Origin of the sequence: Flavobacterium luteolum (assembly GCF_027111275.1) — a bacterium.
In the GTDB taxonomy this organism is placed as follows: domain Bacteria; phylum Bacteroidota; class Bacteroidia; order Flavobacteriales; family Flavobacteriaceae; genus Flavobacterium; species Flavobacterium luteolum.
In genome coordinates this window covers 268,789-284,188 of sequence record NZ_CP114286.1, presented here as the reverse complement: position 1 = coordinate 284,188, position 15,400 = coordinate 268,789, and the positions used below count along the sequence as shown (strand labels likewise).

Annotated in this window: 12 protein-coding genes; 6 read left to right on the top strand and 6 right to left on the bottom strand. The window is 33.5% G+C overall.

Annotated elements, in window-relative coordinates:
* The first annotated feature begins 17 nt into the window (after positions 1–17).
* Positions 18–2,036: a glycoside hydrolase family 97 protein gene (locus tag OZP10_RS01020; protein WP_281633109.1), complete on the top strand. Its 2,019-nt coding sequence runs from the start codon at positions 18–20 to the stop codon at positions 2,034–2,036.
* 515 nt (positions 2,037–2,551) lie between these two features.
* Here OZP10_RS01020 and OZP10_RS01015 read toward each other — a convergent pair.
* Positions 2,552–3,466 (bottom strand): hypothetical protein, encoded by a 915-nt coding sequence (locus OZP10_RS01015; RefSeq protein ID WP_281633108.1) that lies wholly within the window; start codon positions 3,464–3,466, stop codon positions 2,552–2,554.
* Between the two features lie 175 nt (positions 3,467–3,641).
* Here OZP10_RS01015 and OZP10_RS01010 point away from each other — a divergent pair, with 175 nt between their 5' ends.
* The 3 genes from OZP10_RS01010 to OZP10_RS01000 all read left to right on the top strand — a co-directional run bounded on the left by OZP10_RS01010 (position 3,642) and on the right by OZP10_RS01000 (position 6,941).
* The gene (locus OZP10_RS01010) at positions 3,642–4,118 is read left to right on the top strand and encodes a MarR family winged helix-turn-helix transcriptional regulator (RefSeq protein ID WP_281633107.1); all 477 of its coding nucleotides are present in this window, start codon (positions 3,642–3,644) and stop codon (positions 4,116–4,118) included.
* Between the two features lie 60 nt (positions 4,119–4,178).
* Positions 4,179–5,600 (top strand): MATE family efflux transporter, encoded by a 1,422-nt coding sequence (locus OZP10_RS01005; RefSeq protein ID WP_281633106.1) that lies wholly within the window; start codon positions 4,179–4,181, stop codon positions 5,598–5,600.
* Between the two features lie 177 nt (positions 5,601–5,777).
* Positions 5,778–6,941 (top strand): hypothetical protein, encoded by a 1,164-nt coding sequence (locus OZP10_RS01000; RefSeq protein WP_281633105.1) that lies wholly within the window; start codon positions 5,778–5,780, stop codon positions 6,939–6,941.
* Positions 6,942–7,015: 74 nt separating this feature from the next.
* Here the strand turns inward: OZP10_RS01000 and OZP10_RS00995 are convergent, their stop codons facing one another.
* Positions 7,016–7,450: a DUF6526 family protein gene (locus OZP10_RS00995; RefSeq protein WP_111425530.1), complete on the bottom strand. Its 435-nt coding sequence runs from the start codon at positions 7,448–7,450 to the stop codon at positions 7,016–7,018.
* 300 nt (positions 7,451–7,750) lie between these two features.
* Complete coding sequence (locus OZP10_RS00990; RefSeq protein WP_281633104.1) at positions 7,751–8,236, bottom strand: DNA-deoxyinosine glycosylase; 486 nt, start codon at positions 8,234–8,236, stop codon at positions 7,751–7,753.
* A 171-nt stretch (positions 8,237–8,407) separates the two neighbouring features.
* Between OZP10_RS00990 and OZP10_RS00985 the strand changes: the two genes are divergently transcribed.
* Together OZP10_RS00985 and OZP10_RS00980 are read left to right on the top strand one after the other, a co-directional pair.
* Positions 8,408–9,433: a helix-turn-helix domain-containing protein gene (locus OZP10_RS00985; RefSeq protein ID WP_281633103.1), complete on the top strand. Its 1,026-nt coding sequence runs from the start codon at positions 8,408–8,410 to the stop codon at positions 9,431–9,433.
* 232 nt (positions 9,434–9,665) lie between these two features.
* Positions 9,666–10,616: a bifunctional helix-turn-helix transcriptional regulator/GNAT family N-acetyltransferase gene (locus OZP10_RS00980; RefSeq protein WP_281633102.1), complete on the top strand. Its 951-nt coding sequence runs from the start codon at positions 9,666–9,668 to the stop codon at positions 10,614–10,616.
* An 88-nt stretch (positions 10,617–10,704) separates the two neighbouring features.
* On the opposite strand, the gene OZP10_RS00975 is transcribed toward OZP10_RS00980, so the two are convergent.
* The 3 genes from OZP10_RS00975 to OZP10_RS00965 are packed head-to-tail and all read right to left on the bottom strand — an operon-like array spanning position 10,705 to position 15,236.
* The gene (locus tag OZP10_RS00975) at positions 10,705–11,904 is read right to left on the bottom strand and encodes an NAD(P)/FAD-dependent oxidoreductase (protein ID WP_281633101.1); all 1,200 of its coding nucleotides are present in this window, start codon (positions 11,902–11,904) and stop codon (positions 10,705–10,707) included.
* Between the two features lie 6 nt (positions 11,905–11,910).
* A complete protein-coding gene (locus OZP10_RS00970) occupies positions 11,911–12,414 on the bottom strand; it encodes a low affinity iron permease family protein (RefSeq protein WP_281633100.1) in 504 nt (167 codons plus the stop codon).
* The gene (locus tag OZP10_RS00965) at positions 12,414–15,236 is read right to left on the bottom strand and encodes an AsmA family protein (RefSeq protein ID WP_281633099.1); all 2,823 of its coding nucleotides are present in this window, start codon (positions 15,234–15,236) and stop codon (positions 12,414–12,416) included. The genes OZP10_RS00970 and OZP10_RS00965 overlap by 1 nt, the downstream gene beginning before the upstream one ends.
* Positions 15,237–15,400: the final 164 nt, after the last annotated feature.

Genomic DNA, 15,400 nt, shown 5'->3' with positions numbered 1-15,400 from the left:
TTAATACAATTTAAATAATGAAAAACAGAAAATATAGATACTGTCTTGTGGCTTTAGCATCAATGCTGGTTATGGCCTGCAGTACTAAAAAAACGTATAAAATCAGTTCTCCAGAAAAAGTCTCTGAATTAACGTTTGAATTAACTCCTTCAGGACAGCCGCAATACAGTTTTTCTTCTAACGGAAAATCGGTTATTGAACCTTCACTTATGGGATTTGAATTTCAAGGTTTAGCTAAAATGACAGATGGTTTTGAAGTCGTTTCTACAGAAGAAAAATCGGCAGATGAAACTTGGGAACAGCCTTGGGGCGAATTCAAAAAAGTAAGAGACCATCATAACGAACTGATTGTTCATTTAAAAGAAGCAAAAGGCGAGGAGCGCTTAGTCGATATTATTTTTAGAGTTTTTGATGATGGAGTTGGATTTCGTTATGAATTTCCAAAACAGCCTCACTTAGGAAAAGTCAAAATCTCTAATGAAGTGACACAATTTACTTTTAAAGATAATAACGAAGTTTGGTGGATTCCAGTTCATCGCGAAAACAGTTATTACGAAAGTGAATACCGCAAGACGTTAATGAGCAAAACCGATACGATTAATACGCCAGCCACTTTTGAAACCAAAGACAAATTGTATGTAGCCATTCACGAAGCCAATTTAACAGATTTTGCTTCAATGACGCTTTTAAAAACTACAGACAAACAATACAAAAGTGATTTGGTGCCATGGGCAGATGGTGTAAAAGTATATGCCGAAACGCCTTTTAAAACACCTTGGAGAACTATTGTTGTAGGGAAAACTCCTGGAGATGTAGCAACTTCAACTATTATGCTTAATTTAAATGAGCCTTCAAAAATTGAAGACTTATCTTGGATTACTCCTTCAAAATATATTGGAATCTGGTGGGGAATGCATTTAGAAAAATACACTTGGGGACAAGGTCCAAAACATGGCGCAACAACCAAAAATACAAAAGAATACATTGATTTTGCTGCGAAAAATGGTTTTGACGGAGTTTTAGTTGAAGGATGGAATGAAGGCTGGGATGGCGACTGGACTGCTGACGGTTCTGCATTTAGTTTTGTAAAAGCCTATCCAGATTTTAATTTGGAAGAAATTACCAAATATGCTGCTGTAAAAAATGTTCGTTTAATTGGACATCACGAAACGGCTGGAGCAACTAAAAATTATGAAAACCAATTAGAAGATGCTTTCAAACTGTATCAGAAAATGGGAGTGAACTCAGTAAAAACAGGTTATGTAAACAAATATTTGGATAAAAAAGAATGGCATGATAGCCAATACGGAGCGCGTCATTACAGAAAAGTGATCGAAACTGCTGCTAAATATCATATTATGATTGATAACCACGAACCAATGAAAGGAACGGGTTTACAGCGTACATATCCAAACTTTATGTCTCAAGAAGGCGGACGTGGACAAGAATATAATGCATGGTCTGTAGACGGAGGAAATACACCAGAGCATTTGACAACTTTGCCATTTACAAGAATGCTTTCTGGACCATTTGATTACACACCTGGAAACTTCAATTTTGATTACAAAACTCCATCTGGAGCAAAAGTGCAAACTACATTAGCAAATCAATTGGCATTGTATGTTATTATTTTCAGTCCGTTGCAAATGGCATCCGATTTACCTGAAAATTATGAAGGCAAACCAGAATTTCAATTCGTAAAAGACGTGCCTTGTACTTGGTCTGATACTAAAGTATTAGATTCTAAAATTGGAGAATACACTACAATTGCCCGTAAAGATTGGGATGAGAAAAATTGGTACTTAGGATCAATCACAAATAGAAACGCAAGAGATTTAAAAGTAGCCTTGTCATTTTTAGATAAAGACAAAGAATACGAAGCAGAAATCTATGCAGACGGACCTGGAGCAAATTATAAAACCAATCCGTATCCAGTTACAATCTCTAAACAAAAAGTAAACAGTAAAACTGTTTTAGATATCAAATTGGCAGCTGGCGGAGGAACAGCAGTAAAATTCTCTCCAATCGAAAAATAAATATTTTGAGTTAAGTTTTATTTTGAGTTAAGTTAAGTAAGTTTGGCAATAAACCCGATAGCTGGAGAGTTATCGGGTTTATTTTTTTGTTTCAGGTTTTAAGTTTCAAGTTTCAGGTTGGAGATACTTTGAGTATAATTTTACCGCAAAGAGCGCAAAGTTTTTACGCAAAGCACGCAAAGATTTTTTTATTGAGGTTTTGTAAAACACATAAAGTTCGCAAAGTTTTTGTTTGAAGTTTTAATCTCGCAAAGACGCAAAGACGCAAAGAATATAAAAAAACTTTGCGACTTTGCGACTTTGCGAGAATATTCCATTCAACTAAAAAGTAGAATCTTAGTGTCTTATAATAAACGTTAAGTATATTATAAACGCAAAGTTCGCAAAGCTTTGTATAAAAACTTTGCGAACTTTGCGTAATTCTTAGCGTTCTTAGCGGTTAAAAAAAACTTAGCACCTTAGCACCTTAGCACCTTAGCACCTTAGAATCTTAGAATCTTAGCCTCTTAGAATCTTTATTTAGTTACTTTAACATGCTTTCCAAAAGTATACACAGCTGTTATTGTAGGTCCGTTGTATCCCCATTTTAAGAAACCGTTTAAACGTTCTTGAACCGTGTCTACTCTAAAATTCAAACCAGTATAACCCGCAGTAAGACTAAAGTTGTCTACTACATTATATAGAACCGATAAATTATAGCTTATGATTCGGCCATCGGTTTCATCAATTTTTACAGCAAGATAATTTACGTTGGCATATAAACCCCAGCGTTTTCCGAGAACAAATTCTCCCCAAATTCCAACATCTGGCAGTGGAGCAGTAAAGTCAAACTTATCATGATATTCTAAACTTTGTGTATTGGCATTTAATTTTAGGCCTAAATCTGCAAAAAGAACATGCGCACCAATTAATAAACCAGCTTGATATTTTGGTTTGGATAAAATAGCGTAACCATAAGCAATTCTAGCAATCTGAACATTAAAAGTACCACGAACACTTCCGTTCAATGGATAAGTATGGTCTCCGAAATTTATATCTCTTTGCAATGTTTTTGTTGCAGTTCTATCTAGTACAAAATATTCAAAACCTAATCGTGATCTTTTGGAAATACGCCAATCAAATGTTCCTAAAAATGATACGGTCGACTTAGAAAATCCTAAATCATTTTCAAGATCAATTTCAGTTCCTATATTTCCGTTATTGCCTTCAACTTGAACTTGAGTATTATTTACAGGAAAAAATCCACCAGCAGTAACTTTAAATTTTCTATTGTGCCAGGGCAGATCTTCTAAAGATGTATCTTGGAAATCATCTTTTTCAGTTTTTAGAGTTGTTGTTAAGTCTTCGTCTTTACTGGTTTCTGCAACTGTTTGAGCGTTTAGCGGAATCCAAAGGAGCATCATTACCAAAAAAATAAATAATTGTTTCATCAGAGTAATTTTTAAGTTTTTATTAGGCAATATTTAACAATTAAAGTTAGTAAAAATAATCGTTCATTTTTCTTTTTTTATTCGAATTATTTTTAGGAATGAATTGTATATCAATAAAATAAAGATTTATTTAGAAAAATAGTTGACATGTCACTCTTTTTTGTAATTTTGTCGAATGGAAATTAAACATACCGATAAAGAGAATTTTTCAAATTTTTGGAAAGAAGAAATATCAGATAGTTTCTTCTTTCAGATTCATCGCATCAAACGAGCAATTTTCAGACGTACAAATGCGTTAATGAATGAAGCTGGAATTACATTGCAGCTGGAACAATTGCCATTATTGATGATTCTGCACCATAAAAGCCTTTCGCAAAGAGAATTGTCGGACAAAACAATGCGCGACAAATCGTCTATTTTACGAAGTATTACAGCACTCGAAAAAAAGAATCTTGTTGAGGTGGTAAAAGACAAAATGGACAAACGTAAAAACATTGTAAGTCTTACAAACGAGGGAATTACTCTAGCCAAAAGTATTAGATCTTTGATGAAAAGAGCCGAAGAGGAAGTAATGTCTGTTTTTACTCCAAAAGAAAGAGTAGAGGCGCTTGATGCAGTAAGATCGTATGCAGACAAACTAGAAACGCTTTAATTTTTTTTGAACTTTAAAAGTTGATATGTCAACTGATTTTTAAATAACTATTTGAACTAAATGAAAAAAAATGAATTGTTAGAAGGGCCAATCCTTTCTTCATTATTAAAATTAGCAGTTCCAATTATGATTGCTAATCTTTTACAAGCCGCATATCAGTTGGTAGATGCTTTTTGGGTAGGACGTTTGGGCGGAGATGCCGTTGCGGCAGTTTCGATCAGTACGCCTGTAATATTTTTAACCATTGCTTTAGGAACGGGATTGGCAATTGCTGGTTCTATCTTAATTGCGCAATATTTTGGAGCCGGAAACCAGAAAATGGTTAATCACGTAGCAGCGCAGACCTTGTCTATGGTGATTATTGTCTCTGTTTTTCTGTCTATTATAGGATATATTTTGAGTCCATACTTTTTATATCTATTAAAGGTTGAACCTACGGTTTATGTAGATGCTTTAGGTTTTATGAGAGTGGCTTTTGTGGGACTGGTTTTTAGTTTCGGATTTATGATTTTCCAGTCGATTATGCGAGGTGTTGGGCGTGTAACGTTACCTGTTTATATTGTGCTCGGAACTGTTATTTTGAATTTTGCGCTAGATCCGTTATTTATTTACGGATGGAATTTCATTCCGGCATTAGGCGTAAAAGGAGCAGCTTTGGCAACTTTATTTACACAGCTTTTGGCTATTATTATCGGATTTGCAATTTTGTTTAGAGGAAAACACGGAATTCATCTTCGCATTTCCGATTTTAAACCAGATTATAAACATATAAAAAGAGCTTTTGAAATTGGATTTCCATCTTCAATCGAGCAGTCAATGCGAGCTTTGGGAATGATGGCAATTACATTTTTGATTGTCCGTTTTGGTACTTTAACAGTTGCTTCTTACGGTGCGGGTTCCAATTTGATTCAGCTGATTTTAATTCCAGCTTTGGGATTATCAATGGCGATTGCAACTCTTGTCGGACAAAATATTGGAGCAGGAAATGTTGATCGTGCTGCTGAAATTTCAAAACTAGGAGCGTATCTTGGTTTCGGATTATTGACTGGTCTTGGAATTATCGCTTTTATCTTCGCGCCGTATTTAATTGCGTTCTTTGTTCCAAATGATCAAGCGGTTATTAAGGGTGGAACAGAATTGCTGAGAATCACTTGCCTTTCTTGGGGATTTCTAGGTTTGCAGCTTTGTTTGACAGGTGTTTTTAGAGCTGTTGGAAATACCAAATTGCCTATGATTCTGACTTTGGTTTCGCAATGGGTAATACAATTTCCGCTTGCTTTTATTTTGTCGCACAATACTTCATTAGGCAAAATTGGAATTTGGTGGGCTTTCCCAATTTCTTCTGTTGTAACTGCTTTAATTACTCTAATTCTTTATGTAAAAGGCGATTGGAAAAAAGAAAGATTAACAGGAAAAACGAATAAATTAATAGATAAGGTCGAAAGTGAAATAGTGAAGGAAGGGTTTGATATTTCTAAATAGAGGTTCTGAGTTGCTAAGATACTAAGATACTAAGGTTTTTTAAGACGCACAGATGTGCGTCTTTTTTATTTTTCTTACATTTTATTGCTAACGTTGAAATAAAATTTCAGTATCTTTCAAACTTTACAACTAAAAACTTAGCACCTTAGTGCTTCAGAACCTTAGCACCTTTTAAAAATGACCAAAAATCTAAAACGTTATTTTATAAAATCTTTTATTGTACTAGCCTTAATTCATCTAGCTTATTTTTTATACGGTTATTTTACTTTTAAAGGAATCGGAAAAATCAATATCTATACAGAATTTTACCGATTTAAGTTTTATGATGATGTTTCGATTTCTCATTTTTTTGTAAGCGGATTGTTTCTGCTTTTCTTTCTAATTTTTCTTGTTCGTAATCATTCGAGAGAAAATTATAAAGGAGGAAATCTTTTTAAAGTGGCCGTTTGTCTGCTGCTGATTTCGTTTTTGACTTTTTCGTTTTTCATGAGTTATAGTTTTGGAATGAATGCTAAACTGAAAGCGGAATTGTCTGAAAATGATTTTAATAATGACAAAAAACTGCTGAATGTTTTAAATCCGTTTTTGTATGGATATACTTCTTATAGTTCTGAGAAATTATTTAATTACGAGAACATTTTATATCCAAAACCATATCCCGTAATTAAGCAGGAGGATACTATTTCGCCAGGTGAATATCCGATAATAGAAAGGAGTTATTATAGTGTTGATACCATAAAAGCGTTAACAAGCAGTTTTGATAAAACGACAAATAAAGCAGATAGCATTTTTGATATTCTAGGCTTTGATAAAGCGGAATTATACAAAAGAGTAATCTCAAAAACGGTTATTGGAGATAGCACCGAAATTGTTTTTAAAAGCATTCAGGTGCATCCGGAGCATGATGAGGACATTTGTATTTTTCTAGAGAATAAAACGTTATTCAATCCTATTAAAGGCGATTCGATTAGTAAACAAACGTATCAAGCAGCTGTAGATCGTTATAAATTGCTGTACAATTCTAAGAAAGATTCACTAACGTATACTTTCCAAAAATTGGACACGCTTTTGAAGAAATACAATATAGAAACAAACGTGATTCCAAAGCTTTTGACTCCAGATGTATATCATTACAGAAATAATCAAGATGAACCGCTTAACGGAATTAGAAATAATTTTGATAGAAAAGCTTTAACAGAAAAATTCACGACTTTGGATAAACTGTTTTACAATCCTAACTTTCTGCATCCAAATATCAGTGCAATTTATTTTATTGTGATTTTTTCAGTTTGGATTGTATTGTTTCTGTTTTATCTTATTTTCAATAGAAAGAAAGTTTAATAATAATATTCAATAAAAAAGCTCCATTTTGAAAACTTCAAATGGAGCTTTTTTATTTTAATAACATTGCTATTTTAGACCCTATGGTAATCTGCTTTCCAGTGTACGATTGCTTTTTTGATAGCATCGCCAGTTAAGCTGTTTTTTAAAACATCTTCTATAAGCGGAATCAATTCGTTATCTGGCGCAAATCGTAAAGCAAATATTTGATCATCTGTAAGTTTGTATTCAAATTCTTCAAATCTTTTGCCTGTTAAAGTAAAATAACGATAACGCATTTCTAACCGTACAATTCTATTTTGAAGCGTCAATGCATAGTGCTGACGCAGCATATAAGCCAATACAAAAAGAAAGATAAAGGCAACACTTATAAATGCCCATATCAAATGATCTTCTGTTGTAATGCTCAAATAAATGCTCGCAATCAAGAATAAAATTAAAACAGGATAGTATATAAAATGGTGTGGGGTATAAAATCGTATATGATTATAATATGTCTGAATTTTCATGTTTTTATTTTTTAATGGTAGCCTATAAAAACAAAACTACTCTATATTTCTATAGAGTAGCTTTTTCCCAAAAATAAACTAACATAACCAATGTTCTCTTTATAGACTAAACTTTTTACAGTTTGCTTTGTAAATTTTAATAAGAAGAAAGCCTTTTCATTTCGCTAATCAAATCTTCATTATGGCTTATTTTTCTTTGATGTAAAATTAGATCGAGAGTGGCTGTATTTTGTTATACTTTAATCGGAAAAAGTTACATGATTTCAATATTCGTCTTTTTATTCTATAAAATTGCAGTCTTTATATTAAGGTTTTAATAACGTTCCATTCATTTAATTTGTCTTGAAAAGTCTTGCCAGCATTGGCTGGACTTGTAGACGGAAGTGTAAATGTTTTATATTCTTTTGTTAAATGAACATGCTTTTTAAAAAACGCCGCTGCTTTCTGTCCGTTAAAAAGAATGTTCTCTATTTTAGGATGAGTTTCTAAAAAACTTTCAAAATCATTTGCGATTTCATTTTTAATAGCGCTGTCCAAGCTTCCAACACGATCGCAAAATTGTAAGACATCCCAAAGTGCTATATTATTTTTTATTAACAGGTTTTTTCGTATTTCATAATTATTGGAAAATTCTTCGCCAAGAATTTGAAACATAAATTTCCAAAAGTTATTCTGATTATGACCATAATATTGACTTAATTCTAAAGATTTTGTTCCTGGCATTGTGCCCAAAATCAGAATTTTGGAAGTTGGAGAACTTATTGGAGCAAACGAAAAACTTTTCATATTTATTTTTTAATGTAATTCAGGTTTATGTTAAAATAAACATTAATAAGGAATTATAAAACAAAACCGAAAAATTATATAACATTTTTGGTCTGTCTTTAAACGAACTTTGAATTTCAGATTTCTAGAAATAATCTGTTTAGCAAATTATAATTTTAAATCCGGCGGACCATGAAAATAGTTACTATAAATACAGAAAAAACTCAAAATATATTTGACGAACTTCAAACTAGTTTTGGCGGAAAGGTGACTTTTGACTTAGACGAATATTCACTTGAAGTAGAAAATAGTTTTGCCGAAGGTGCAATTATTGGAGCTTCTTTTAATGATAATATATCATACGTTCAGTTTGATATGACATTTTCTACAGACGTCAGGTTGGATATTCTTAATGTAAAATCGTCACCAATTTATTTTGCTTATTGTTCTAAAGGAAATCTTTCGCATAGTTTTGGATTAAATGGAGAGGAGCGAAAACTAAAAACTTTTCAAACTGCAATTGTTACATCAAAACACAATCAGGACAATGTTTTATTCTTTGAAAAAGGAAAAAAAACAAAACTGACTTTAATTATTGTCGGAACTCAGATTGATGCTGCGAGTCAGACGCATTCTTTAAACCAACAAGTAAAAGATACCTTTTTTGAGAATAATCAGATTGCAGATTTCTTTTATATCGGATCTTATAATTTGCAGATTGCGGAGAAAATCGAACAGCTTAATTCGATTACTCAAACCGGAATTGTTAGGAATTTATTGAAAGAAGGAATCATGAGAATTATCCTTGCCATGGAAATTCAGCAGCATTCTGACGATTTGCATGCTTTTGCAAACGAAGCAAACGGATTGACATTAAGAGAACTAGAAGAGGTTAAAGAGCTTTCTGAATTTATAAAATCAAATCCAGAAGAAGCTTTTTCTATTAAATCGCTAAGCAAAAAATCGGGTCTTTCTCCAAATAAACTTCAGGAAGGTTTTAAAATGATTCATAACCGAACCGTTAACGATTATATTACACACATGCGAGTGCTTAAAGCAGAAATCCTGATCAGAACCTCAGATTTAAATATTTCAGAAATAGTGTACTGCATTGGTTTTACCAGCAGAAGCTATTTCTCTAAAATTTTCAAACAAAAATTCAACTGCAGCCCAAAAGAATATAAGTTTAATTTGAATGCATTGGCTATTACCGCCTAATGGCCGGAGTTGCTAAGATTCTAAGCTTTAAGGAGAACTTTAGAGCCTCAGAACCTTAGCATCTTAGCACCTCAAAAAATAAAGTCGCTAGCTCTAAAGCACATTATATACACATTAAGGTTCTAAGATTCTATAGTTTTCAAAAAAAAAACTTAGAATCTTAGAACCTTAGTTTCTTAGTATCTAAAAAATTTATACATTTGCATAACTAGTTATATAATTAATTATTGTTATGGAGTTTTTTAATAAAGTTGGAAAAGCGGCCTTAGGAAGTCGTTTACGTTTAATGACTGCAGTTGTTACAGATGATGCCGCGAAAATTTACGAATTGTATGGTGTTGAATTTGTGCCAAAATGGTTTCCTGTATTTTATACTTTAGCAGAGGAACGCGAGATTACAATTACCGAAATTGCTAATGAAATTGGGCATTCTCAGCCTTCTGTGAGTAAAATTATTCAGGAAATGATTGGCGCTGGGCTGGTTGAAGAAACTGCAAAAACAGAAGATAAAAGAAAAAATAATGTCGTTCTTACTGAAAAAGGAAGTTTGATTTCGAAAAATATCAAACAGCAATTGGAAGATATTGATGTGGCGATTGATGAAATAATTGCAGAAAGCAAACATAATCTATGGGCAGCATTAGAAGAATGGGAATTTTTATTGGAGCAAAAATCTCTGATTAAAAGAGTTCGTGAACAAAAGAAGAAGAGAGAAAGTAAAGACGTAGAAATTGTGGAGTATAAAGCAGAATATCAGCAAGCTTTTAGGGAATTGAATGTAGAATGGATCTCGAAATATTTTGAAATGGAAGAAGCCGATTATAAAGCGCTGGATAATCCTGAAGATTATATTTTGAAAAAAGGCGGAAAAATTCTAGTGGCTTTATATCAAAATGAACCTGTCGGTGTTTGTGCTTTGATTAAAATGAATAATTCGGAATACGATTTTGAAATGGCAAAAATGGCCGTTTCGCCAAAAGCGCAAGGAAAAAGCATTGGCTGGCTTTTAGGAAAAGCAATCGCCGAAAAAGCAAAAAAACTCGGAGCAAAGAAAATATATTTAGAAAGCAATACCATCTTAAAACCTGCGATAAACTTATATTATAAACTAGGTTTTGAGAAAGTTTTTGGTCTTGAAACTCCGTACAAAAGATGTAATATTCAGATGGAGTTAGTACTCTAAGTTGCTAAGGTTCTGAGATGCTAAGGGACTAAGTTTTTTCTTCAGGGTCTAAGACCTTAGAATCTTAGCGCCTTAGCACCTCAGAACCTTATCTCCCAAACCTATAATACTCCAAATCTGTATTTTTTTTGTTATGAAGAGAGTCCAGGATTGAGTTTATTCCGAGGACACTGAAGGTGATTCCGTTTCCTCCGAAACCTAGAATATAATGTTCGTTTTTCCTCGGATTTGGTTTGCCAAAGTAGGGAAGACCGTCTTTGGTTTCTCCAAAAGTGCCTGCCCAGGAGTAATCGATTTTAAAATCCAGATCAGGAAAGCGTTTGTAGAATTGTTTCAAAAGATATTGTTCTTTTTTAGGCAGCAATTTATCTCGTTTATTGGTGTCTTTAAAATCTTCGTCACCGCCACCCATTATAATACGATTATCTTCGGTTGTTCTTATATAATGATATGGTGAAGCGGTATCCCAAAATATAACGTGTTTAAAATTTTCGGGAAGATCGGGCTGACTCTCTGAAGCAATAACGTAAGTACTTTTTAAATCAACTACTTTTTCTTTTAATGTTTCTGTGCTTTCGTAACCTGTGCAATGAATAATATGATCAGCTGTAATGACGTGTTTGGAACCCGTAGTGGCAATAATTTTGCCTTTTTGATGCTGGATGGAAGCAATATTAGTGCGGTCAAAAATCTGCATTCCTTTTTCATGACAATGAAACAAAAGGTCAGTCGCCAATTTAAACGGATCCATAACTGCTGCGGTTTTAGATTCTATACCCGCAATGGCATTCAGTCCCATTTTTTGAAGTTCCGATCGGCTGAGCCAGCTGATTTCAAAACCATGCTGTTTTCTGGCTTTAAATTCGTTTTTTAAATACGGAACATCTTTTTTTAACGTGGTAAAATAGATGCTTTTTTTGAATTCAAAACCGCAATCACATCCTACTTCATCAATAATATTTCGAAGATCAAAAATTGCTTTTTTCCCATTTTGATAACTGTCTATCGCACATCTTGCACCACGAAGTTTAATGAGCTGATGCAAAGGAACATCTATTTCATATTGCAGTAAAGCCGTACTGCCAGAAGTGCTTCCGCCGCAGACATCCCGACGGTCTACTAGAACAATTTTTTTTCCTTCATTTAATAGTTTATATGCCGTTAAGGCACCTGTAATGCCACCGCCGATAATTAAAACATCGGTATGGATATCAGAATTAATAGAAGGATAACTTTGCTTCTGGGCATTTTTTAATGGCCAATAGGTTTCGGTAGAACTTAGTTTCATTTCTGGTTATTTTTTAGTGCTGTTTTTGGAAGTTCTTTTCGGTTTATTTGATTTTATCTTTTTCTCCATTTTACGATTATGAAGTTCTTGTGCTTCAGCTATAGAATGTGAGGTTTTAATGTTTTGGTCTTTTTTAGCAAGTTCACTCAGTCTATGGTAGTATTTCTGAATGATGATCATTTCTTCTTCGGTCATGCTTTCAATATCCACAAGACTATTGCTGGATAATTCATTTGAAGCCACGAGTTCGTTTAATTTTAACTGAATGGCAAGTGAGTCTTTGTTTTGTGCTTTCTGAATTAAAAACACCATTAAAAAAGTAATAATGGTAGTTCCTGTATTAATGACTAGCTGCCAAGTTTCTGAATAATCGAAAATAGGGCCCGAAACAGCCCACGCAACAACAATTACAAAGGCGCCAATAAAAGCTGTTGTGCTTCCTGCGGCTTTGGAAACTTTTGTAGCAAATTTTTCGAATGCGCTGCTGCTATGTTGAGATTTAGAATTCATTATTTTTTTGTTTTGGATTTGCTTATTTTTTCTTCTCGAATAACTTTATTGTTTTTTTCATCATAAACAGCCGGATCAATTTCTTGTCCTGTTTTGCTGAATATTTTGATTTTTGGAGCTTCATGCGTTCCCGTAATTACAATTGGAAAACCTATAATTCCGAAAAGCGGAAGACCTAAACGCATTCTTAGATCCAGAAGTCCGTCAAAGCTTGTAGTTCCTTTAATAGTCGGTCTGAAACTGGCGACATTAAAGGTAAATGGCTCAATATATATAAGATTTTTATCTATAGTCGATTTAATTTCAATTCCTTTCATATCAGGATTATTTAAACCGCTTTGTCCCGTTTTAGAACTGATTCCGTCAAAAAGTTTCAGTCCTTTAATTTTTACATCACGTAAATTAATCGTTCCTCCACCTTGCATAGATTCATAAATTGGTCCCATATTTCCATTCAAATCACCTTTTACGTTGTAATCAACAGAGATTATTCCATGCGCTTTTTCAGCTGCAGTAACCATATCATGAAACATTGGAATCTCTTTGTAAGCTCTCTGAACATCAAAGTCTTTTGCTGTAAAATGAGCATCAAAATGAGCAGCCGTAGGAGACTCGTCTTTGTACAATGCATCAATGCCTAAAATGCACCCAATGATATTAAAGGTAATATTTTCTAAGTAAAATCCTTCTTTTTTTATTCCGATTTTTCCATTGAGTTTGTTAAAAATCAATTTATTGTACTCTATTTTGTCAGCATTTGCATTTAAAGTGACATTTAAGTTTTCTGGAATTATGACAACGCCACTCATTTTCGGATGGTCTTCTTTGGCATATTCTACTTCAATATTTCGATCGTTGTTTTCCCCTTCTTTAAGCGCCATAAATTCGTCAACATTAATCAGTTTTGATTTTAGGTTGAAATTACCGCTCAAAGTTCCTTTAGATTCTAAGAAATAATTGATAGTATTGAGCAAGTAACCATTAATGTCAAAATCTGATTTTCCATAGGAAGCGTTAAACTTCTCAAACCACATTTTTTCATTCTGAAAACGGAAATGTCCTTCTTTGATAAAGAAAGCTTTCGGGAACAATTCGGAAGTTGCTTTTATATTTTTTAGCAATAAAGTCCCTTTGTTATCGAGTTTATCATACTGGCCAGTCGTGGCGTAACTTTGTTTTCCTTTTAAAGAAAGATCAGCTTTGGCATAACCTGTTAAATCCAAACCTTTTTGAGAAAAAACCTGATAGATTCGGCCAACATTCAATTCGCCTTTAATTTTGGCGTTATAAGCCAGATCGCTAAAATCGGATAAAGTAGCATTGACATACACTGGATTTCCTTCAAAAACAAAAGAAGCAGGCGCTACGGCAACAATCAAATCCTGATAAGTTCCTGCTTTATTCAGCATATTGGCTACAAAAGTGATGTTGGTAATAGGATTTGGATAATATTTCGTTTTCAGCCATCCGTTTCTTAAAGAAATACCGCCAATCGTTTTAGGAAATAATTTTTTAGAAGTGCTAAAAACTCCTCGAGCCTGAATATCGGTTTTAAGAATTCCTTTCAAATCAATATTTTCCAACCCTAATGCGGCGTCAACAACAGCAAGATCCAATGCACCTTTTACGCTTGCATTTATCGACATTTCGCTTAAACCTTTGCTGTGCAGATAAGCATTGAAATAATCTTTTTCGCCTACTTTAAATTTCAAGGTTCTCAAATTAACCAGCAATTGTTCGGTGTCGAGAGACGGAAGCATCGCATTCAAATCCATTTGAAAATCGGTTAAAGGAACTGGCGCATTTTTATAATTTACCGAACCTTCATTAATTTTTAAATTGAAAGCCAAGTTTGGTTTTTGCTTTTTAGAAACATTATAATCTCCTTTGAAAGTAAGCAGTAAATCGCTTCTTCCAGAAATTTCAGTTTTTTCAAGCCAGGTTAGATATTCGGGAGGCATTACAGAAAGTAAGTCTTTTACAGTTGTATTTTCTGAAGCTGCTTTAATATTGATTTTGTAGCCTTCACGTAAAATGGTAAAAAGCCCAGTAAATTTTAAGGGTAGTTTATTAATATGAAGTTCGTTTTTCTGCAGAATAAATGTAAGAGCATGCGTATTGATTCGGGTAATTAAATCGGCACTTACTTTTTTTCGTCTTAAATAACCAGTTCGGTCATAATAGAAATCAAGATTATCAATTTTGGCATCTGTTGCGAGATCAAAAATATCATCGCTCAAATTTCCTTTTCCAATATAATTAAAGCCTTTTGCATCGACCAGAATCTTTGCAGAGCGATCATTATATTTTACATGACAATTTTGTAAATCTATACGTTCTAGTCTGATTGCAGTTCCTTCTTCTGGAGCGTTCGGATCTTCTTTTTTGTTTCGATCCTCGGGTGCTACATAAATATTGTAATTCGCCTGACCTTTTTCATTGACCATCACATTGATTAAAGCATCTGAAACATATAGTTTATTGATTTTAACTTCATTGTCAAAAAGCAGCCTTTTGATATCAATTCCAAAAGCAACTTGATCGGCTTTTAATAAAGTGTCATTGCTGAATGGTTTAGATCCCGTTAAAGACAAATCGTCTAGCGAAACGGTTAGCGCAGGAAAATGTGTGAAAAATGAAAGTTTAGATTTAGTAAATTCCAATTTGGTATCCAGACGCTCATTGGCAATTTTCTTCACTTCCGAAGCAATTTTTCCAGGAAATAGCAACGGAATAATAAACAGCAAAAACAAAATCACCGCAATCGTAATTCCAGTAATTTTTAAAACTTTTAAGGCGGTATGTTTAAATGTACTAGGCATATACTTTTTTAATTGTGAATTGTGAATTGTGAGTTGTGAATTGTGATATGCTGGATTTTAATTTTTCCTAATATTTGTCCTCCTGAGCGGAGTAGAAGGATCGCATGCTTAATCTATTCTGTGCTTTCTACATAGCGTGTCCTTCGACTTCGCTCAGGATGACA

Excerpts from the sequence above, each read along its gene's own strand:
- OZP10_RS01005 (WP_281633106.1), top strand. The coding sequence starts at position 4,179 with ATGAAAAAAAATGAATTGTTAGAAGGGCCAATCCTTTCTTCATTATTA.
- OZP10_RS01000 (WP_281633105.1), top strand. The coding sequence starts at position 5,778 with ATGACCAAAAATCTAAAACGTTATTTTATAAAATCTTTTATTGTACTA.
- OZP10_RS00970 (WP_281633100.1), bottom strand. The coding sequence starts at position 12,414 with ATGAATTCTAAATCTCAACATAGCAGCAGCGCATTCGAAAAATTTGCT.
- OZP10_RS01010 (WP_281633107.1), top strand. The coding sequence starts at position 3,642 with ATGGAAATTAAACATACCGATAAAGAGAATTTTTCAAATTTTTGGAAA.
- OZP10_RS00995 (WP_111425530.1), bottom strand. The coding sequence starts at position 7,450 with ATGAAAATTCAGACATATTATAATCATATACGATTTTATACCCCACAC.
- OZP10_RS00985 (WP_281633103.1), top strand. The coding sequence starts at position 8,408 with ATGAAAATAGTTACTATAAATACAGAAAAAACTCAAAATATATTTGAC.
- OZP10_RS00990 (WP_281633104.1), bottom strand. The coding sequence starts at position 8,236 with ATGAAAAGTTTTTCGTTTGCTCCAATAAGTTCTCCAACTTCCAAAATT.
- OZP10_RS00980 (WP_281633102.1), top strand. The coding sequence starts at position 9,666 with ATGGAGTTTTTTAATAAAGTTGGAAAAGCGGCCTTAGGAAGTCGTTTA.
- OZP10_RS01015 (WP_281633108.1), bottom strand. The coding sequence starts at position 3,466 with ATGAAACAATTATTTATTTTTTTGGTAATGATGCTCCTTTGGATTCCG.
- OZP10_RS01020 (WP_281633109.1), top strand. The coding sequence starts at position 18 with ATGAAAAACAGAAAATATAGATACTGTCTTGTGGCTTTAGCATCAATG.
- OZP10_RS00965 (WP_281633099.1), bottom strand. The coding sequence starts at position 15,236 with ATGCCTAGTACATTTAAACATACCGCCTTAAAAGTTTTAAAAATTACT.
- OZP10_RS00975 (WP_281633101.1), bottom strand. The coding sequence starts at position 11,904 with ATGAAACTAAGTTCTACCGAAACCTATTGGCCATTAAAAAATGCCCAG.